This window comes from Mesorhizobium sp. CA13 (genome assembly GCF_020165235.1).
Lineage (GTDB): Bacteria > Pseudomonadota > Alphaproteobacteria > Rhizobiales > Rhizobiaceae > Mesorhizobium.
In genome coordinates this window covers 238,125-257,845 of record NZ_JAIUHS010000008.1, presented here as the reverse complement: position 1 = coordinate 257,845, position 19,721 = coordinate 238,125, and the positions used below count along the sequence as shown (strand labels likewise).

Below are 19,721 nucleotides of genomic sequence, written 5' to 3'. Positions count from 1 at the left end.
GGACGACGCCGACGACGACGCCGTTGCCCAGCAGCTGCAGTTGGATCGCGGAGCCGTCGGTGACGGCAAGGCCCGAGGCCGCATTGGTCACGCTCAGCGCATAGACGGTGCTGCCCGAAACGGCCGGACCGTCGGCGCCGAACAGCGCGGTGATGTTGACGAAGGCACTGTCGCTGGTGCCGTGCGCGATCGCACCGGTGCCGCCGACATCGGGATCCTCGCCCTTGGTGATGCCGGGCGTGGCGATCAAGGCCGCATCGCTCGTGGTCGCCGTCTCGTCAAGCAAAACCGCCGCACCGGCATTGGCAACAGCGGTCACCTTCGGCCCGTCATCGTCGAAACTGATCTGGCCCGAGACGTCGGCGCTGGCACTGGCGGTGTCGCCATCGCTATCCGTGACCGTGACCTTCACGGCCAGCGAGCCGGCGGTGAGTGCAACCGTGTCGTCGGGATTGCCGGTGTCGGAATGGTGGAGCGACAAATATTGCTCGACGGTCACCTTGCCGGTGGCCGGATCGATCGATAGCGCGAACGCCGCCTCGCCGTTGAACGCGCCGCCCTGCACGACTCCGACAACGACTCCGCTCGCAAGCGTCTGCAAGGTGATCGTCGAGCCGTCGGTGACGGTCAGGCCGGAAACGGCGTTGGTTACGCTCAGCTGATAGACCGTGGCGCTGCTCGCCGCCGGGCCGTCGCCGCCGAACAGCGCCGTCACGTCGACCAGGGCGCCGCTGCTGGTGCCGGAGGTGATCGCCCCAGTACCGTCGACGTCGGGATCCTCGCCCTTGACGATGGTTCCGGTGTCGATCGCAGCCGCCATGCTCAAGGCCTGCGTCTCGTCGAGTGAGACCACGGCGCCGGCGTCGGCGACCACCGTCACCGAAGGCCCATCGTCGTGGAACTGGATCGCGCCGCCGATCTGGGCGCCGCCGAAGGCGCTGTCGCCATCGAAGTCGGTGACCGTCACCGAGGCTGTGATCTTGCCCGAGAGGGTCAGCACGTCGTCATGGGCGGCAGCGGTCGATCCATCGATGGTGTGCTCCAGCGGAGCGTATTGGGTGACCGTAAGCGTGCCGTTGCCGTTGATGACGATGGTAAAGGCGGTGTGGGTGCCGCCGTTCTGATAGGTGCCCGTGACCGTCGTCGCATTGGTCTGCAGCAGCGTGATCGCAAAATCGCCAACGGCCGTCTTCAGCCCCGAATCGAGCGATGCGGCATTGCCGGTCAGGCCCAACGCATAGGCGATGCCGCCGCCGGCGGCGGCGCCGTCGGCACCGAAATTGGATGCAATGGAAATAATCGGGTTGGTGCTCGTCACGGCGATCGGAAAGCCAGCCGGCGAACCGGCGTTGGTTTCATCGAGCACCGCGGAACTGGCTGCCGTGTTGCCCACAGTCAGGGCAGGGCTGTCGTCCTCGACGACCACGGTCATGTTGGCCGTTGCCGAGCCGCCGAACGGATCCTGCACGGTAACCGGGACGACGATGGAGAGGTCATCCTCGAAGCCGGCCAGCGGGTGGTCGAGGGGACCGAGCAGAGCGATCTGGAAGGTTCCCGCGCTCGCATCCGTGATGGTGACACTGATCACGACATCCGATCCGACCCTGCCGACAAGATGCGTCGAATCGACCAGTTCCCAGACGACGTCGGTGCCGTGCGAGGTGAGCGTCGTGGCAGGCACGCCGAGGCCGTAGGTCAGCGGATCGCCATTGGGATCCGTAGCGCCGAAGCTGCCGTTGATGACCGAGAGATTCGATTCGTCGAAGGGTGAGCCGGGATCGCTGTCCGGGTTTGCGCCGGAAAGCCCTTCTTCCGACACGCGGACGGTGAGATCGCCAAATTCCGGGTTCGCATTGGGAAGGAACAGCTCCCGCCTCTCGGCCTGCCCGAACTGCAGATCGGTCGGCGGCAAGAGCGCCGAAAGATCAAATCCATCGCCGATGCCGCCGGGAGGAATTTCAAAATTTCCGCCGGCGCTCGAGGTCGAACCTCCAGGGCCAGCAGACATCGAACCATCGGCGCCGAAGGCGACATCCACATGGCTTGCCTCGAGCGCGGCGATCAAGGCGACGCGCGGCACCTCGACATCGCCAAGGACGAAGGTCGGCACGTTGAGCGCGCCGTCCTTGATCACGATGACCGAGCCATCGGCCTGTTCGAGCACGAGATTGTGGCCGTCGACCTTGATGTTGTCGATCGAGACGTTCGCCGGAAGCTTCACGACGTTGCTGGCGTCGGCGACGTATTCGTGCGGCGCTGCTGCCGCCGGAGCCTTAGCCTCCGCTGGTGCTTCCGCCGGCGCACCGCTGCCTACATCGACCGGCACCGGTTCGGCCGCTGCCGGCGCGGCCTGTTGCGTCGAAGCCGCTTGGGCGACCTGGAACTCTGCCGGCGAGGTCTGGTCGTGACGGTCACTGGCCATGGAATGCTCGTCCCACGAACCCGAAACGGCGTCCAATTCGTTATTGATGGTCATTGCTTGTACCCCTCCGGCATTTCCCGGGAAGAGACAGCGGCAACCATTACTTTGCAACAGTTCGTCAACCTGCTTTATATACTATTATATGCGCACAATGGCATTTTTTACGCGTGGTAAACCGAGGGCATATATTCTGATATATAAGTCGAATGTCCGCCGGTGCGCAGGAGGCCCGCTCCCCTGTCGCATGGTAAATAGAAGTATAAATTATAATAAAATTTTACGAAAAATGGGATAAGTAAGTTTAGTCGCTATTATCTACCTTCGTTGCCAATAATTTGAGACAAGATTGGTACCGTCCACAGTCAAAAGGTGGGCGTTATGAAAAAAGAAAAAACCGCGCCGGGAACAGCCGGCTTCAAGCTACTCTTGCTGACGATCAGCCTTACGGGCCTGCCGCAGCCATCGCTCGCGAGCATCCCGTTCGAGGCCACCGCCTCGGTCGGTGGGCTTGTTGAAGACGTGCGGGTGCCGCCCAGCCTGGGCGGCGTTTCCCTGGAAAGATTCCAGCCCTGGCAACCGGCGGCAGGATACCAGCCCGGCGTGGTTTCCATGAGTTACACGATCGATGATGCCCAAGCCGGCGTTGCGCCGGGGCCTGCCGATGTCGGAATTGATCCCATCAAAACGGCGGCGATCATCCCCGGCGTGTTCGGCTCGGTCGCATTGTCCATGCACAACTTTCCCGTCGCCGCGCGGTGGGCGCCGGTCTACCAGGCAGTTGTCGGCTGCTCGGCGGGCAGTGCCTGCGATCAGAAGAGCGCGGCTTTTGCCAGGCTGATCTCGTCGGCACAGGGCAAAGGGTTCAGCGAGAAACTGTCCTTCGTCAACAGCGGCATCAATCACCTGATCGCCTACAGGAAGGACAGTGTCATCTATGGCAAGCTCGATTATTGGGCAAAGCCCGCCGAGGTGCTTGATAAGCGCGCCGGCGACTGCGAGGATTTCGCCATACTGAAGATGACGGCGCTGCTGAGGGCCGGCATCCCCGCGCAAAGCATGGCGTTGGTTGTCCTCCAGGATCGCAGGCGGGGATTCTTCCACGCCGTCCTGTCGGTGAGCACGGCAAGTGGCGTGTTCATTCTCGACAGCCTCAACAACACCGTGCTGCGCGACAGCGATCTCCCCGACTATGTGCCGCTGTATTCCTTCAGCACGGACCGAGCCTGGATCCACGGTTCGAGATCGGGCAACGCGCAGGTCGCGGAGATCAAGGGCGGTTTCGCAGGCGTCGCGCCCGGCGAGGGATTGCAGTCCGACACGGCTTCTGGAGCGCTTGCCCGCCGGTGAGCAACGGCATTTCGCCGTTTTTCATGGAACGCCGAACCGCTCTATCTCTTTGTTTTTGCGCAATTCCGGACGGAAAAGCGTTTCGCACTTTTCCTGGAATTGCTTCTAGCCGCTGACGAATGCCATCAGCAGGTCCTGCCCGACCAGCGGCGCCCGCACGGCGTTCAGTTGGCCGCGATAGCGGCGCTCGCCGGCGCCGATGACGAACCCGCTGGCGACCGGAATCTCGCCATTGGCATCCAGCCGCGCGAAGATGTCCGCGACATTGAGATCGAGCGCCAGCCTGAGATCCTGACGGCCGTCATCGCTCGGCGCCGTCGGCAATTGGCGCTTTACCAATTGTTGGAACGGAGCGTTGAAGGTCAGGATCTTTTTCGACGATGAAAGGGCGAAGGCGGGCGAGGGGCAGGCGACCAATATCGCGGTGATCGTCCTGATTGACGCAAGCCTCTTCAATGTCAGGTTTTCTTCGGTCAAGTCACGAATGCAGGCAACCCTGATCGCCGATGTCAGGTTGCCAGCGGGAGACTGGCTCTCGGCGATCTCATCGACAAGCATGCCGATCGTGCATTTGCGGCTTTCCGCCATCTGCTTGAGTGACGTCCAGAACGTCCGCTCCAGGCGGATGCCGCGGCGGATGCCGCGGCGCGCGACAACCCGGAACTCCATACCGAGGTCTTCCGTGGCCATCGGCACGAGCAACCGCTCGAGGACAGCGGGAGGCGTGGCGCTATCGTTCACTCATCGCCTCCTCTCGTGCCTTGTTGATGGGCTTCAGCAGGTAGGTCAGGATCGTCTTGCGGCCGGTCTTGATGTCGACGGAGCAGATCATGCCCGGGATGATCGAATAGGTCTTGCCGTCCCGCGTCAGCGTCGACCTGTCGGTCGCGACGCGCACCTGATAATAGGGCTCGCCTGTCTTCTGGTCGACGAGACTGTCGGCGGTGATGTTCGAGACCTTGCCTTCGATGCCGCCGAAGATCGAGAAATCATAGGCGGTGACCTTGATCAGCGCCTCCTGGTCCGGCCGGATGAAGGCAACGTCGCGGGGCGAAACCCGCGCTTCGACCAGCAAGGTCTCCGAAGTCGGAACGATGCCGGCGACGACCGCGCCGGGCTGCACGAAGGCGCCAACCGTATTGATATCAAGCGTGTTGACGATACCGTCGACTGGAGAACGGATGTCGGTGCGGGCCACCTTGTCGGTCGCGCCGCGTATGGTTTCATCGACCACCGAGAGGTCAGCCAGCGCCTGCGTCAGGTCGCTCAGCGCTTCCTGTTGCAGCTGCAGACCGAGCTCATCGACCTGAAGCTGGGCCTCGGTGATGGCCGATTTGGCTTTCTTGGTGGTTTCTCCTGCAAGCGTCAGCTGCCCGTTGAGCTCTGTCTGCTCGCGTTCGACCCGGAGTTGCTCGGTTCGCGCCATCAGGCCTTTCTTGACCATCGCTTCGACCAGCTTTGCCTCCTGGTCGCTGACGATCAGATTCTTCGTAAGGCGATCGGAATTGGCGGTCGCCTCGTCCAATTCCTTCTCGCGCTGATCGAGGCGCGACTTGAGAACCGACAGCTTGACTTCGAAGTTGTCGCGGCGGGCGACGAGCAGCTTCTGCTCGTTGTCGCAGATTTCCGGGGCGACCTTCTGGATTTCGGCCGGACACGGAAATTCCCCTTGCAGATTGCCGCTCTGCTCGAACTTCAGCCGTGCAATGCGGGTCTGCAATGCCCGTGCCTTGGCCTGTTGCTCGCCAAGGCTGGAGGTGTTGAACGTATTGTCCAGGCGGATGATGAGGTCGTTCTTCTTCACGACCTGCCCGATCTTGACGGCAATTTCCTGGACGACGCCCGGCTCACTGGCCTGGATGATCTGCGTTTTGGAAGCAGGTATGACCTTACCGTCGCCGCGTGCGATTTCATCCACCTCGGCAAAGGACGCCCAAGCAACGGAAGACACGAAGAGTGCACCTATGATGAATATGGACGCCGACGCAAAGAGCGGCGGCCGGTCTTCCCTTGCAAGCATTTCCCACGGCCCCAACGCATTGAATACTTTGATAGTTTTCGTTCTTCAGGTGCTTTTTTTCTGCAGCGCCTGTATTACTTGGTCCTTTGGCCCATCGGCAACGATCCTGCCTTGCTCGATGACGATAAGCCGGTCGGCAAGTTCGAGCATGCTGAAGCGGTGCGTCGAGACGATCAGCGTCGTATTTCGATCGAAAGCCACTTTGAGCTGCTTGATCAGTTGCCGCTCGGAAGCCAGATCCATCGAGCCGGACGGCTCGTCCAGGAAGACGACTTTCGGTTTCGTCAGCAACAGGCGGGCGATCGCCATCGTCTGTCTCTGGCCGCCCGAGAGATTGGTGCCGCGTTCGCCGACATTCATGTCATAGCCACGCGGGTGGCGAGAGACGAAATCGTCGACGCCGGCGGCCCTGGCCGCTTCGACGATCTGCTCATCGGTCGCCTCTGGACAGGCCATCAAAAGATTTTCCTTGATGGTGCCTGAAAACAGATCGTTCGCCTGCGCGACGATGCCGACCGCGGCGCGGACCTCGGAGGGGTGGTATTGGCGGATGTCGATGCCATCCAGCAGCAGTTCGCCGGAACTCGGCAAGAAAAGTCTGCCGATCAATCGGCCCATCGTCGTCTTTCCTGATCCTATGCGGCCGATGATGCCGATCCGCTCGCCCGGCTTCACGGAGAAATTCAGGCCGGTCAGGACCTCGTTCTCGGAGCCGGGATAGGTAAAGCCGACGTTCCTGAACACCATGGCGCCGTTGCGGATGGGCCGGTTGACGAAGCCCACGGTGTCCGGGCGATCCTCCGGCTGGGCCATGATCGAATTCACCATCCGCAAAGAGAGCATGGCCTGGCGCAGTCTGGACAGAGTGATGGCGATCTGACCGAGCGGGGCGACAGCTCGGCTGGCCAGCATGACGGTGCCGATGATGGCTCCGGTGGAGACATGTCCTTCGGAGAAGGCGTAGGCGCCGGCCACTACCAGCGCGACCGTGACCATCTGCTGGATGGCCTGCGTTATATTGCCGGCGGCGGCCGAAAGCTGCTTGATCTTCTCGGAGGTGTTGGAGGCGTTTTTGGAATGCTCTCCCCATTTTCGCAACAGGTAGGCCTCGGCGCGCAGCGACTTGATCGTTTCCAGCGTGGAGATGGATTCGACCAGCAGGGCCTGCCGTTGCGAGGCCTCGTTCATGGACGCCGCCACACGCTTGCCGATGCGCCGCTGCGTGACCAGTCCGACGATCACCGACGCGACGAAGGCCAGCGCGGGTATCATGACCAGCCAGCCGCCTATCGCATAGATGACGAGGAGAAAAACAAACACGAAAGCCGTGTCGATGAACACGCTGATAGTGTTGGACGTGAAGAATTCGCGCACGAATTCATATTGGGTCACGCGATTTGCGTATTCGCCCGTCGAGCCCGGCCGTGCCGCCAGAGACGAGTTCAGCACCTTCTCGAACAGCATATATGAAATGCGCAGATCCGCCTTGCGCCCGGCATAGTCGATGAGCGATGCCCTGGAGGTCTTCAGCAGCAGGTCGAACAGGATGACCGCGCTGATGCCGATGGCCAGCACCCAGAGCGTCGATATCGCCTTGTTCGGCAGGATCCTGTCGTACACGTTCATAGTGAAGATCGGCGAGGCGATGGCGAGCAGATTGATGAACACCGCCGACAGGATAACCTTCGAATAGGTGCGCCAGAACGGCCCCATCGTTCCCGTCAGCCAATGTCGTCGCTCGATCTTCGGCGCCGAGCCGACGCTCATCGCCTCCGTTGCGTTGGCGTAGGTGATCGAGAAGGACGCACCGCCGCTGATATAGCTGTTGGCCAGTTCCGACCGGCTGATCGTGGTGCGCCCGTCCTCCTGGGGAGCGGTGAAATATTCGCCGGCTTCACCATCAGCCAGCAGCGCGACCGGCAGCTGGCTGACGCGAAAGACGATCGCGGGGAGGTCGATGCGCCCCCGAACAAAGTCGCGATGGCTGAACTCTGTGATTTCAAGGCCGACGCGCTCGGCAAGATGCCGGATCGCGTCGATATCGATGCGCGTTTCGGCCAGCGGCACGCCGGCAAAGAGCACGGTTTCGGCGCTGGGGCGGCCGAGATACGCGGCTACGGCCGAAAAGCAGGCCTTGAAAGCCTCTTTCGGTGACAGGATGTTGGGTTGCTGGTTCACGATCCGCCCGCGGGGACTCTCGATCGATCCTTAGGCTCGCCTATTTTTTCCTGACCGGCGCCAGAATATCGAACGGCACGTCGTTCTTCTGTTCCGAGGGCGTGCGCGCATAGGTTTCGGTGTCGGCCGTTTCCGGCGCGGCGAACTCGGTCCGCGCGTATGCCGTAGCCTGTTTTGGCGGGTGGATGTCCATCGTTTTCAGCAACTGCCCGGTCGCCGCCAGAAGCCGATATTGCGCGAAAAGGGATGCGTAGGACGCGGTGTCGGCCAGTGTCGCGGTGTTGAACCGCGTGTTCTGCGCATCGAGCACGTCGAGCAACGAACGCTGACCGACCTTGAACTGTTCGCGATAGGACGCGACCAGCTTTTCGTTGGAGGCTGCTTGTAGCTTCAGGGTCTTGGCCAGATCGGCCTGCCGGAAGCGACGATCCCATGACGTGCGAACGGCTTCCTCGATCTCTCGGAGAACCTGGTGCATCGCGAGCCGCTGCTCGCTGGTGCGGCGGATCTGCTCCTGCTCATTGGCCTTGTCGATGCCGCCCCGATAGAGATTCCAGCGCAACACCAGACGTGCCTGCAGATCGGATGCGTCTCCATTGTCGCCGTCAATGTCGTAGCCCGCCCGGGCAGAGCCTTCGGCAATGATCGAAGGGCCGTATTTCGCCCGCGCCGCGTCCACCAGCGAGGCCGCCGCGGCAATATCGCTGTTGGCCATGTGGACGCGCGGGTTGCTCTCGCGCGCAAGGCCCAGCGCATCGTCCAGCGATCTTGGCAGCGTGCCGGATACGTCGGCCGGCCTCGCTGCATTGGTCAGCGGCTTGCCGACAGTCTTGAAAAACCGTATCCGCGCGGCCTCCAGTTCCTCCGACGCTTCCTGCATGCGGGCCTTGGCCGCGAACAGCCGCTCCTCGGCCTGTTGCCGGTCGGCTTCGTTCAACCCACCGCCGGCAATGCCTTCCTGGATGTCGTGGAGGATTGCTTGATGGAAGCCCAGGTTCTTCTTTGCCTCGGCAACAATCGAAGCCTGGAGCATGTATTCGAGGTAGTCCTGGACAACAGAGAGGCCGATGAATTCCGACCGTTCCAGCACCCGAAACGACGCGCCATCGACGCGGGAGGCCTGGCGGTTCAATTCTGCGCGCCTTGCGCCGCTGTCATAGAGCGTCTGCGAAACGGTCAGGTCGGTTTCCGCCGGATAAAGCGCGTCGTCCTCTATCGAGAGTGCGCGCCGTGACGAATTGTCGAGACGGCGAGCGCCAGCCGACGCCTGCAGGTCGACGCTGGGCAAATAGAGGCCCTTTGCCTGACGCAATTCAAACTCGATCGCTTCGCGATTTTCTATCGCCTGGCCGATCTCTGGATTGGATTCGACCGCTACCGCCACGGCCTCTTTGAGCGTGAGGGCGTTCGCCCCGCCGCAAGTCAGCATCGTAGCCGCCATCAAAAGACCAAGGCGCTTGCCTATGGCCGACATGCCAGTTCTGTTCATTTAGCCCACCCGTTTCCCCAACGCCTTTCTCAAGGCGCTTAAGCGGGCCAACCCCAGGCCCACCATTGCCGAATTACCCGATATATTCAGAAAATACGTGAGCGAATATTAATTTAGATGACTCTAAATGGGTTTTCCCAGTCATGAGCAGTGACATGTAGCAAAAATAACACACAACAGCGGGGCCGATGGGGGTGGGAGAATGCCGATCGGCTGCAACGGAAAAATGCCTTGGTTGGACCGGTGAGGGCATTTTTTTGAAAAACCGCGCAATGGTTCCCAATAGTTGGACGCGCTTGCCCGGGCGAGACGGTGGCGCTGTTGCCGAACGGGGATGCCGGACGCGAATTATAAAACGGATGTAACCTCCGATAAGTGCCGATAACGCGTCAATGGAGTGCTGCCCATCCAGTCACAAGAATAAGGGCAAGCGTAACCAGTGCTCCCGAAACGTACAGAACCGTCCTGACACTGCCTCCCTTTGCGGCGTTTCCGCCACGTAGGTAGATTCCCAGATGAATCAGGCGTATCGCCAGGTGCAGCCACACAAGCGTCGCCAAAGTGGTCGGCCCAACACCAACCATCATCGCCAGCACCGCGGGCACGACAAAGGGTGCCAGAGCCTCAACCGAGTTCATGTGAACGCGGTCGATCCTGTAGAGCGGGTTGTGGTCGTCCGCCGGGACTACCGGTCCGGAAAGTACCCCTGCAAATCCCTTGGACGAACCGGAATAGACTGCCAACACCACCGACAGCAAACAAAGCGTAAGCACGCCGAGGATGCTTAACCAATAGACTTCCATGTTGTCTCTGCTCCTGGAACGCAGTGGGCGATAAGGTGCTTGCGAGTCATACCCCACCACCGCAACGCGGTTGTCAGGCTGCCCGATGGTTGAACAGGTCGCGGAACCGTTGCAGGTAGAGCGGCCAGCCCTGATCGCTATCAACTGCACCCATGACGCCCTCCCAGCCTTCGCCATGGCGCTCAAGATGCCGGTGCTCGATCTCAACCCGGGTTCTGTTCCCGGTCTCGGCCGTGAACCGGATCTCCCATTCGCTCGTCTTGTTCGGGTCGGTCTCGATCTGCCACCGAGGGCTGATGTCCCAGCTCAGAACCAGCCGGGTGGGCGGATCGTAGGCCAACACGCGAGCCCAGCGGCACTCGCTGCCATCCACGCCTCGGTCGTAAACGTGCCCTCCGACCCGGGGTTCGAAGATTGTTTCTGCGATTGGAACGGCAAGAAGATTGTGCTCTCGAGGTTTGAACCTCCCGAAATCCTCGGTGAAAACCTTGAAGGCACGCGCAATGGATGCCTCGACGACGACGAAATGCCTTACGGGCGCGAGTGCAGGATCCTTACTCATGCTTGGTCCTTTTTGGATGCTCGACGGCTAATTTGTAGCCCGCCAGGGTCTTGCTCCAGAACTGGTCGATTTCCGCGCGCAGGCCTGCCAGCCCATCCTGATCGATACGGTATATGCGTTCCTTGCCCGAGCGCGTGTCGGCCACAAGCCCGGCAGCCTTGAGTATCTTCAAGTGCTGAGAGACGGCCGGCCGGGTTACAGGCAGGGCACGAGCAAGGCCGCTGACCGAACACGGCTGTTCGACCAACAGTTCGAAGATCGTGCGCCTTGTCGGATCTCCAAGCGCTGTCCAGTAGTTCGCGTTAGTAACCACTAACGCGAACTTAGATCGATGGCCGCGACCTGTCAATATCGGGAGGTCAACGATTCGTCGTCCAAGCTTCCATCCGGCTCCGCGGGATTAAAGGAAACCAGTCAGCGACCTGCGCTCTCTCGTGGCGGCCGTCGCAGGGAGTGCCAGTTGCGCTTTGACGGTATCGGCATACCGAATTGCATTTTTTGAATTGGCCTTTGCCGACCTGCCTTGGCATTTATCGAAGCAGTCAGTTGATGCTGGGATCGAGGATGGCCAAAGTGGCGCAAGTCTATTGCAATCGGCGTTACATGCCCGAAGACGAGGCGCGCATCGGTCTCTTCGATCGGGGATTCCTCTTTGCAGACGCGGTCTACGAGGTGACCGCCGTGATCGGCGGCAGGCTGATAGACAATGATTTCCATCTCAATCGTCTCCAGCGGTCGCTTGCCGAGATATGTATTCCCATGCCCGTGACGCTGCCTGAGATAGAAGCCATTCAATTGGAATTGATCTCGCTCAACGGATTGGATGAAGGAACGGTCTATCTCCAGATTTCGCGAGGCGAAGCCAACCGCAATTTCCTGTTTCCCGACGATCTTGAGCCGACCATGGTCGCCTTCACAAACGCCCGCAAACTCGTGGGAACCAAGGCTCAGACCGAAGGCGTCGCCGTCGACCTGGCGCCTGATCCGCGCTGGGCACGGCGCGACATAAAGACCGTCATGCTGCTGGGGCAGGTTTTGGCAAAGCATGCTGCAAGCGAGAAAGGCTTCGATGATGTCTGGTTTGTCGAGGGTGGACAGGTGACCGAGGGCGCGTCGGCGACGGCTTTCATCGTTACGCACGACGGCCGTGTCATCACTCGCGCCAATTCTCAAGCTATTCTGCCCGGCTGTACGCGGCGAGCAGTGGCGCGTCTATGTGAAGACCAGGGCATTTTGTTTGAAGAGCGTGCATTCTCGCCAGAGGAGGCGTTTTCGGCGGCGGAAGCGTTCCTTACCTCTGCCTCGAGCCTGGTCACCCCCGTCATCCGTATTGCCGGCCACAGGATCGGAAACGGCCAACCTGGTCCATTGACACGCCGCCTGCAGGAAATTTACGTCCAGACAGCTTTTGCAGAGATGAACGGGCATGCGGCCGGACGAACGGCCCTTGCTTGATGAGCGGGATGTGAGCATGGGTGCGGCACGGCGTTTAGGCCTTGGCATGGGGCGGCTGCCGCCCGGCCCGAACAATGCGATCACGGACGTGCCGGGTGTCCTGGTCGGCCATAAGACGATCATCGCCGACGGACTTGCGACAGGCGTTACCTCCGTCTTGCCCCATGGTGGCGACCTGTTCAGATCCAAGGTCAGGGCGGCGGTCGACATCATCAACGGTTTCGGCAAGTCTGTCGGGCTTATGCAATTGGCCGAACTGTGCACGATCGAAACGCCGATCCTCCTGACCAACACGTTCTCGGTCGCGCCATGTGCGGAGGCGCTGATCAAGCGTGCCATTGCCGCCAACCCGGAGATCGGGCGCAAGACCAGCACGGTCAACCCCGTCGTTTGCGAATGCAACGACGGCGGCATCAATGATATTCAGGCAATGGCGGTCACCCGGCATGACGCCGAAGCGGCGCTGGATGCCGCGAGCGCCGGTCCGGTCGAACAGGGCAGCATCGGCGCCGGCACCGGAATGACGTCGTTTGGCTTCAAGGCGGGTATCGGCAGCGCATCCAGGTCGGTCGAGATCGGCTCTCGTGCCTTCACGCTCGGCGCTCTGGTGTTGTCCAACTTCGGCAGGGCAGGGGATCTTGTCCTCCCGGATGGCCGCAGAGCCGATCCCAAAGCGCTCGGCGAACCTGAAAGCGGGTCGATCATCATCATTCTCGGCACCGATATTCCTCTTGACGACCGGCAATTGAACCGTGCCGCCAGCCGGGCCGGCGCCGGCATTGCCCGCCTCGGTTCGTATTGGGGACACGGCAGTGGCGATATCGCCATCGCCTTCACGACCGCCGATCCTCTGCCGCACGTCCCGTCTTCACCGTTCATTTCGATTTCGCGTGTCGATGACAGATACATAGACCTCGTTTTCGAAGCGGTTGTGGAAACCACGGTCGAGGCCGTTCTGAACGCCCTGTGCGCCGCGCAAAGCATGGTTGGACGAAATGGACGCAGGATTCCGGCGTTGACCGACTGGCTGAAGGAGCCCCTTTGAGCATGAAGATTTTCATTTCGGCCGATATCGAAGGCACCGCGGGCATTCAATCCTGGGACGAGGCGGAAAGAACGCATGCCGACCATAGGGAATTCCGCGAACTGATGACCGGGGAGGTCCTGGCCGCCTGCGAAGGAGCGCGAGCCGCTGGCGCAACTGAAATCATGATCAAGGATGCGCATGACAGCGGGCGCAACCTCATTCTCGAACGCATGCCGCCTTTTGCGCGCATCGTGAGGGGCTGGTCGGGACATCCGGACGCAATGATGTTCGGGATCGATGAAAGCTTCGATGCCGCGCTCTACACCGGCTACCATTCCAAGGCCGGCGTCGAGGACAACCCGCTCGCACACACATCGACATTGCGCATATCGCGGCTGATCCTGAATGGCGAAACAGCGTCCGAATTCACATTGAATGCGTTGTGCGCCGCGCGCTATGGCGTGCGCTCGGTATTTCTTTCCGGCGACGAAGGCATTTGCGCGGACGCCAGAGCCCTCGTCCCGGGGATAGCCACTGTCGAAACCCTCAAAGGCGTCGGCTCGGCCACCATCTCCCTGGCCCCTGCGGCAGCGCGCGGCGCAATATGCGAGAGCGTCGAACAGGCGTTGCGCGACGGGGCCCGGCAAGCTTTGCCGCCAATGCCGGAAAGGGTCGAGATCGTCATCGAATTCAGCAACCCCGTCGATGCCTATCGCGCCTCCTGGTATCCCGGGGTGCGCCGGCACGGACCACGTGCCGTCGCCTTTGCATCGAACGACTATTTCGAGGTGCTGCGCGCCTTCCGCTTCATGAAGAGCTGAAGGTCGCTGTGCCCGCGGCTGGCGCGGGGGGCTTCAACGTTTGCGCCAGCGCCTTCGATGATTGCCAAAGAGCCTCCACCATGGTGCTTCGCGTCTTCTCCGAGCTGCGGTACAATCGTATCTCGAGATCGAGCGTCCATGTGCTGTCATTCGAACAGATGACAAGGGCGCCATTGGAGATGTCGTTCTCGACGAGGCTTTCTGGCAGCCAGCAGATGCCCGCGCCGGTCAGGGCAAGTTCCTTGAGCCCGGCGCTGATTGTGCTTTCATGCACGGTCTGACGCCGGAATGGCGAGTGCTTCGAGAAGAGTTTTCCGAGGGCGACGCCAAAGAAAGAGCTGTAACCGTAGCCGAGATAAGGCAGAGCGAGCTTCGCCGTTTCCGGACTGTCCAGAATGCCCGCCGCGGGCACGGTCGACTTGTCGAAGCGCAGTTCCGGCGCCGCGACCGGGATGAGCCGATCCGATCCGATAGCCAGATGAGAAAACTTGTCGCGATCCAGGTGAAACGGCACCTCGCGGTGCGCATAGGTCAGGAAGAAGTCGGTTTCGCCATCGGTCAGGGCGGCCAGGTTCGCCTCGATGCCGCCTCTGTCAGCCATGAAGGACGTGCCGAAGGTGCGAGTGTTCCGCTGCACCTCCCGCAGCCAAACCGGAAAGAACGTGATCGTCAATGTGTGAAGGGCCGCAAAACGTACAAGCCCCTGTTCCGCGGGCGGGCGCAGAGACTCGCGCACCGAATAGAACATCCTGATGGCGTCCTGCGCCATCGGAAGAAAATTGCGTCCGGCCGATGTCAGTTCGGCCGGCATGGTGGCACGACTGATGAGCGGTGCTCCGAGCCACGTCTCAAGTTGCTTGATGCGCCGACTGAAGGCCGATTGGGTGACATTGCGGATTTCGGCTGCCCGCGAAAAGCTCGATGTTTCTGCAAGCGTCACGAAATCTTCGAGCCATTTGATTTCCACGCGGCCTCTCCTCCACTGCGTTCGAGCATTGGTCGAACCGCAATGGGGAACATATTTCATTATAATTGCTGTGTTATGCAAATTTTGCATGCTTGATTGCGAAAACCGAATTGGCCTTGTGATCGCTGACGCCCCAACGTCTGCAAAACGAAAAGCTGGCAATTGGAGCCAGTGGCAGGGGGGACGTGAAGTCGAGCGCGGGAGGAGAATCTGACCGCGTGCGAAACGGAATGCCACTCAAAGTCAATCTATGTCGGCGACGTCCGTGAACGCCGGGGGAGAAGAAAAGGCAGCATGAATTCACAGAACCAAGCCGATCTCGTTTTGCATGGCGGCAAGATTTGGACCGGTTACGGAAATCCGATCGCGGAGGCGATTGCGGTCTTGGGCAACCAGGTCGTGGCCAGCGGCTCCAACGCCGATATCAAGCCCCTGATCGGAAAGGGCACGAGGGTCGTGGATCTGGCCGGGCGCTTCGCAATGCCTGGTCTGAACGATGCGCACCTGCATCTGATCTCGACGGGGCTCCTGCGTGGCAAGGTCGATGCGACGCCCGATGCCGCGCCGACCCGCGGCGCGCTCATGGCGGCCTTGCAGGCACGTGCCGCCGAAACGCCGAAAGGCGCATGGGTGACCGCGCGCGGGTTTGACCAGACCCGCTATCCCGACGGTTTGATGCCCACCGCGAAGGAGCTGGATGCAGCCCTGCCCGATCACCCGGTTTCCGTCACGCGCGCCTGCGGCCATGTCACTGTCGCGAATTCGCGGGCGCTGGCGCTGGCGGGGATCGACATCGACACGCCCGATCCGGATGGCGGCCTCATCGGCCGCGAAGCCGGACAACTGACCGGATTGCTGGCGGAGAACGCCCAGAACCTCGTCTACGATGTCCAGCCCACGCCCTCGCTTCCCGAGATCATCGACGCCATCGAGGCGGGCGGCCGGCACTTGCTACAATTCGGCATAACCTCCTGCATGGACGCGGCTGTCGGCCAGATCGACGGAATGACCGAGATCGAAGCGTATTGGCAGGCCGAGCGCGGCGGCCGGCTGCCGGTCCGGGTCTGGGCGACGCTCCTGGGAGATCCCGGTTCGTCCATCGTCGAGCCCTGTCATGCCGAGGGCCTCGTCACCGGTGTCGGCAGCGACATGTTCCGCATCGGCGGCGTGAAGGTGTTCACGGACGGTTCGGCCGGCGGACGCACGGCCTGGATGCGCCAGCCATATATTGGCCAGCCCGACAATTTCGGTGTCCGGATGCTGCCGGACACCCGCTTGTTTGAACTGGTCGACCGCTATACGGCAATGGGCTACACCATGGTCTGTCATGGCATTGGCGACGCCGCCATCGACCAACTCGTGCGCGCCTATGAACGTGTGCGCGCCGCCAACCCGGATCACAACCACCGGCACCGGATCGAGCATTGCGGCTATGTCGACGATGCCATCAACCAGCGGATGCTCAAGGCGGGCATCCTGCCCGCGCCTCAGCAGGCTTTCATCTACGATTTCGGCGACGCCTATGTGTCGGTTCTCGGGCCGGAGCGCGGCTTGCGCTCCTATCCGATCGGAACCTGGGATCGTCTGGGCATGAAGCCGTCCACCGGCAGCGACTCGCCGGTTTGTTCGCCCAATCCCTTCCCCGACCTCTACGCCATGCTGACGCGCAAGACGCACAAGGGCACGGTAATGGACGCTTCCGAGATACTGACGCCCGAACAGGCGTTGCGCGCCTATACCGAACATGGTGCTTACTCCCAGGGCGCGGAAACGGTGAAAGGCCGGCTGGAGCCTGGAATGCTCGCGGACATCGCCGTGTTCTCCAATGACCTCCTGACGGCCGCACCGGAGAAAATCCTGCGTGAAACGCGCTGTGAGATGACAATTCTGGACGGGCGCATCGTCTATGAAGGAAGTTGAGGCGGGATGCCGGTTGGGCCCGCCTCCGACAGGAAATCAACAACGAACCACAGGGAGGAATTGAGGGATGTTGAACAGACTTGGCTTGATCGCGGCGCTTGCGCTTGGAACGGCGACCGCCGCGCTGGCGCAGGACGCCACACCGAAGGATGGGGGGAAATTGGTGTTTACCGCACCCTATGGCAACTCCATCACATCGCTGGACATCACGGCGACACCGCATACGCAAGACGAGATCGTGGCCAAAGCGATCAACCGCTCCCTCTACAAATGGAACCCGGAAAGCGGCAAGCCTGAGCTCGACCTCGCCGAAACGGTAGAGAAGTCGGCGGATGGCAAGACCTATACCTACAAGCTCCGGGAAGCGACCTTTCACAATGGCGACAAGCTCGACGCCGATGACGTGATCTGGTCCTACAACCGTCTGGCCGATCCCAAGAAGGCGCTGCCGGGCGCCGAGCAGATGCTGCAGATCGCCGGCGTCGCCGAATTTCAGGCAGGCAAGGCCGATCATATTTCCGGGTTGAAGAAGATCGACGACAGGACCATCGAAATCACCTTCATCAACCTGGCCGATCCGGGCTGGAACCTGATGTCGAACTATGCGCCGATCTACTCCAAGGACTATCCGGAGGATCAGCTCGCCTCCAAGCCGAACGGCCTTGGCCCCTTCAAGCTCGCCAATTACGTCGCGGGCTCGAAGGTCGAACTGGAGAAGTTCGACGGCTACTATGAGAAGGGCAAGCCGCACCTCGACAAGCTCGACATCATGCTGATGGGCGAAGCTTCGGCTCGCGACGTCGCCTTCCGCAATGCGGAGATCGACACCAACGTTCTCGGTCCTGTGCAGTATGAGGCCTACAGCCAGGATCCGGCGCTGAAGGATCACATCCTTGAGGTGGCCGAAGTCTACACCCGCAATATCGGCTTCAATCCGAAGGTCGAGGCATTCAAGGACAAGCGCGTCAGGCAGGCGATCAATTATGCGATCAACAAGGACCTGATTGTCGAGAAGCTCTTGAAGAACAAGGCTTATCCCGCGGTCTCCTGGCTGCCGCTTTCGTCGCCGGCCTTCGACAAGGACGCCAAGCCCTATGCCTATGATCCGGAAAAGGCCAAGGAACTGCTGAAGGAGGCAGGGTTCGAGACCGGCCTGAAGTTCTCGGTCACCGCGACCTCGAACGAAAGCTGGGGCCTGCCGATCGTCGAGGCGATCATCCCGATGCTGGCCAAGGTGGGCGTCACGGTGACGACCGACCCGGTGGAAAGCTCGGTCCTGTCCGACAAGATCCTGTCCGACAATTTTGATGCCTTTATCTGGTCGAATTCGTCGGGTCCGGATCCGCTGAAATATCTGAACTGCTTCTATTCGAAGACGTCGCAGACTGCCTGCAACTACGTCAAGTTCAACAATGCCGATTTCGACAAGCTGATCGAGCAGGCAGGCAACGAAACCGATCCGGCCAAGCAGAACGATCTTCTGAGGCAAGCCAACAACCTGCTACAGGACGAGGCTCCGGTCTGGTTCTTCAACTACAACAAGGCAGTCATGGCCTACCAGCCCTGGGTCCACGGGCTGAAGCCGAACGGCGCGGAACTGGCGATCCAGGATTACGAGGACATCTGGATCGACGACAGCGCACCCGCATCACGCAAGTAGCGCGATGGCATGGTTGGCGGGCGGGACCGGTTTGTACGGCCCCGCCCGCCGCATGGCGCTCACTTCCCGCCCGCCGCATGGCGCCCAGTTGTTGAAAGGCAGGATTCGCGGATGTCGCGCTTCATCTTTCGTCGCACGCTGCAGATGATCCCGACCCTGCTGGCGGTCGTGCTGATCATTTTCGTGATATTCAGCGTCGTCCCCGGCAGCTTCATATCGAGCCTGATGTCGGAGGGGCGCAACGCCACGAATGCCGATGTGATGGCGCATCTGAACGAGCAGTTCGGGCTGGACAAGCCTCTGCCGGTCCGCCTGTGGGACTATCTGTGGGGGCTGGCGCATTTCGACCTTGGAATTTCCTACCGCACCCGCGAGCCGGTGTGGAACGTGATCGAGCCGCGGCTCTGGCCTTCGATCAAACTGGCGCTGGCGGCGATGGGCTTTGCCGCAGCAGTCGGTATTCCTCTGGGATTTCTGGCCGCGCTGAAGCCCGGCAGCGTGTTGGACACCGGCACGATGATGCTGGCGGTTTCCGGCCTGTCGGTTCCCGAATTCTGGCTAGGCTTGCTGCTAATGTACGTCTTTGCGCTGCAGCTCGGCCTGCTGCCGAGCTTCGGCTACCAGCCCGGCGGCATCCGCTACATCATATTGCCTGCCATCGCTCTCGGCGTATCGCCGATGGCGCTCTTGGCGCGAACCACGCGCGCGGGCGTTCTGGACGTGATGAACGCGGATTTCGTGCGCACGGCGCGAGCCAAAGGGTTGACCGAACCGCGTCTGGTGCGCAGTCACGTTACCCGCAACGTGCTGGTGTTGATCCTGACCACGCTTGGCCTTCAGATCGGTTCGCTCATGGGGCAGGCGATCGTGATCGAGAAACTGTTTTCCTGGCCAGGGATCGGGTCGCTTCTGGTAGACAGCGTGTCGGCACGCGACATTCCCGTGGTTCAGGGCACGGTCATCGTGATCGTGTTGTGGTTCCTTGTCATCAACATGCTGGTCGATATCGCCTATGCCATGATCGACCCGCGCATCAAGGTGGCCTGATCC

The 19,721-nt window shown here is 61.0% G+C and carries 16 protein-coding genes; 7 read left to right on the top strand and 9 right to left on the bottom strand.

All coding sequences use genetic code 11. The annotated features are described in order from the left end of the window. On the bottom strand, window positions 1-2,476 hold a 2,476-nt coding region (locus tag LB566_RS19910; protein ID WP_224625846.1), incomplete at its 3' end, for a DUF5801 repeats-in-toxin domain-containing protein. Between the two features lie 324 nt (window positions 2,477-2,800). Here LB566_RS19910 and LB566_RS19905 point away from each other — a divergent pair. Then, the gene (locus tag LB566_RS19905) at window positions 2,801-3,769 is read left to right on the top strand and encodes a transglutaminase-like cysteine peptidase (protein ID WP_224625844.1); all 969 of its coding nucleotides are present in this window, start codon (window positions 2,801-2,803) and stop codon (window positions 3,767-3,769) included. A gap of 105 nt (window positions 3,770-3,874) precedes the next feature. Here LB566_RS19905 and LB566_RS19900 read toward each other — a convergent pair whose 3' ends face one another. The 7 genes from LB566_RS19900 to LB566_RS19870 all read right to left on the bottom strand — a co-directional run bounded on the left by LB566_RS19900 (window position 3,875) and on the right by LB566_RS19870 (window position 11,134). Next, a complete protein-coding gene (locus LB566_RS19900; protein ID WP_140553520.1) occupies window positions 3,875-4,510 on the bottom strand; it encodes a ribbon-helix-helix domain-containing protein in 636 nt (211 codons plus the stop codon). Beyond that, window positions 4,500-5,789 (bottom strand): HlyD family type I secretion periplasmic adaptor subunit, encoded by a 1,290-nt coding sequence (locus LB566_RS19895; protein WP_224625841.1) that lies wholly within the window; start codon window positions 5,787-5,789, stop codon window positions 4,500-4,502. The genes LB566_RS19900 and LB566_RS19895 overlap by 11 nt, the downstream gene beginning before the upstream one ends. 45 nt (window positions 5,790-5,834) lie before the next feature. After that, complete coding sequence (locus LB566_RS19890) at window positions 5,835-7,967, bottom strand: type I secretion system permease/ATPase (RefSeq protein ID WP_224625839.1); 2,133 nt, start codon at window positions 7,965-7,967, stop codon at window positions 5,835-5,837. Window positions 7,968-8,007: 40 nt separating this feature from the next. Continuing rightward, window positions 8,008-9,456 carry a TolC family protein gene (locus LB566_RS19885; RefSeq protein WP_140553515.1) on the bottom strand — a complete coding sequence of 483 codons (1,449 nt, stop codon included), beginning with the start codon at window positions 9,454-9,456 and terminating at the stop codon, window positions 8,008-8,010. Window positions 9,457-9,845: 389 nt separating this feature from the next. Next, on the bottom strand, window positions 9,846-10,259 hold the full coding sequence (locus LB566_RS19880) for an MAPEG family protein (RefSeq protein WP_224625838.1): 414 nt from the start codon (window positions 10,257-10,259) through the stop codon (window positions 9,846-9,848). 73 nt (window positions 10,260-10,332) lie between these two features. Further along, on the bottom strand, window positions 10,333-10,821 hold the full coding sequence (locus LB566_RS19875) for an SRPBCC family protein (RefSeq protein WP_224625835.1): 489 nt from the start codon (window positions 10,819-10,821) through the stop codon (window positions 10,333-10,335). Beyond that, window positions 10,814-11,134 (bottom strand): ArsR/SmtB family transcription factor, encoded by a 321-nt coding sequence (locus LB566_RS19870; protein WP_140553511.1) that lies wholly within the window; start codon window positions 11,132-11,134, stop codon window positions 10,814-10,816. The genes LB566_RS19875 and LB566_RS19870 overlap by 8 nt, the downstream gene beginning before the upstream one ends. 251 nt (window positions 11,135-11,385) lie before the next feature. Here LB566_RS19870 and LB566_RS19865 point away from each other — a divergent pair, with 251 nt between their 5' ends. Genes LB566_RS19865 through LB566_RS19855 form a run of 3 tightly spaced genes read left to right on the top strand, consistent with a single transcriptional unit; the run spans window position 11,386 to window position 14,124 of the window. Beyond that, on the top strand, window positions 11,386-12,276 hold the full coding sequence (locus LB566_RS19865; RefSeq protein ID WP_224625834.1) for a D-amino-acid transaminase: 891 nt from the start codon (window positions 11,386-11,388) through the stop codon (window positions 12,274-12,276). Between the two features lie 16 nt (window positions 12,277-12,292). Beyond that, window positions 12,293-13,321: a P1 family peptidase gene (locus LB566_RS19860; protein ID WP_224625832.1), complete on the top strand. Its 1,029-nt coding sequence runs from the start codon at window positions 12,293-12,295 to the stop codon at window positions 13,319-13,321. 2 nt (window positions 13,322-13,323) lie between these two features. Then, on the top strand, window positions 13,324-14,124 hold the full coding sequence (locus LB566_RS19855) for a M55 family metallopeptidase (RefSeq protein WP_224625830.1): 801 nt from the start codon (window positions 13,324-13,326) through the stop codon (window positions 14,122-14,124). On the opposite strand, the gene LB566_RS19850 is transcribed toward LB566_RS19855, so the two are convergent. Beyond that, window positions 14,111-15,091, bottom strand: coding sequence for a LysR family transcriptional regulator (locus tag LB566_RS19850; protein ID WP_224625828.1), 981 nt, complete (start codon window positions 15,089-15,091; stop codon window positions 14,111-14,113). The genes LB566_RS19855 and LB566_RS19850 overlap by 14 nt on opposite strands. A gap of 294 nt (window positions 15,092-15,385) precedes the next feature. Here LB566_RS19850 and LB566_RS19845 point away from each other — a divergent pair, with 294 nt between their 5' ends. The 3 genes from LB566_RS19845 to LB566_RS19835 all read left to right on the top strand — a co-directional run bounded on the left by LB566_RS19845 (window position 15,386) and on the right by LB566_RS19835 (window position 19,718). Further along, window positions 15,386-17,011, top strand: coding sequence for an amidohydrolase (locus tag LB566_RS19845; RefSeq protein ID WP_224625826.1), 1,626 nt, complete (start codon window positions 15,386-15,388; stop codon window positions 17,009-17,011). Between the two features lie 67 nt (window positions 17,012-17,078). Then, window positions 17,079-18,671 carry an ABC transporter substrate-binding protein gene (locus LB566_RS19840; RefSeq protein ID WP_224625792.1) on the top strand — a complete coding sequence of 531 codons (1,593 nt, stop codon included), beginning with the start codon at window positions 17,079-17,081 and terminating at the stop codon, window positions 18,669-18,671. 111 nt (window positions 18,672-18,782) lie between these two features. Further along, window positions 18,783-19,718, top strand: a complete 936-nt coding sequence (locus LB566_RS19835) for an ABC transporter permease (RefSeq protein ID WP_140497345.1) — start codon at window positions 18,783-18,785, stop codon at window positions 19,716-19,718. The last annotated feature ends 3 nt before the right edge of the window (window positions 19,719-19,721 follow it).

Coding starts and splice junctions, on each gene's coding strand:
- LB566_RS19860 (WP_224625832.1), top strand. CDS start 12,293: ATGGGTGCGGCACGGCGTTTAGGCCTTGGCATGGGGCGGCTGCCGCCC.
- LB566_RS19840 (WP_224625792.1), top strand. CDS start 17,079: ATGTTGAACAGACTTGGCTTGATCGCGGCGCTTGCGCTTGGAACGGCG.
- LB566_RS19885 (WP_140553515.1), bottom strand. CDS start 9,456: ATGAACAGAACTGGCATGTCGGCCATAGGCAAGCGCCTTGGTCTTTTG.
- LB566_RS19865 (WP_224625834.1), top strand. CDS start 11,386: ATGGCCAAAGTGGCGCAAGTCTATTGCAATCGGCGTTACATGCCCGAA.
- LB566_RS19880 (WP_224625838.1), bottom strand. CDS start 10,259: ATGGAAGTCTATTGGTTAAGCATCCTCGGCGTGCTTACGCTTTGTTTG.
- LB566_RS19905 (WP_224625844.1), top strand. CDS start 2,801: ATGAAAAAAGAAAAAACCGCGCCGGGAACAGCCGGCTTCAAGCTACTC.
- LB566_RS19835 (WP_140497345.1), top strand. CDS start 18,783: ATGTCGCGCTTCATCTTTCGTCGCACGCTGCAGATGATCCCGACCCTG.
- LB566_RS19855 (WP_224625830.1), top strand. CDS start 13,324: ATGAAGATTTTCATTTCGGCCGATATCGAAGGCACCGCGGGCATTCAA.
- LB566_RS19875 (WP_224625835.1), bottom strand. CDS start 10,821: ATGAGTAAGGATCCTGCACTCGCGCCCGTAAGGCATTTCGTCGTCGTC.
- LB566_RS19845 (WP_224625826.1), top strand. CDS start 15,386: ATGAATTCACAGAACCAAGCCGATCTCGTTTTGCATGGCGGCAAGATT.
- LB566_RS19895 (WP_224625841.1), bottom strand. CDS start 5,789: ATGCTTGCAAGGGAAGACCGGCCGCCGCTCTTTGCGTCGGCGTCCATA.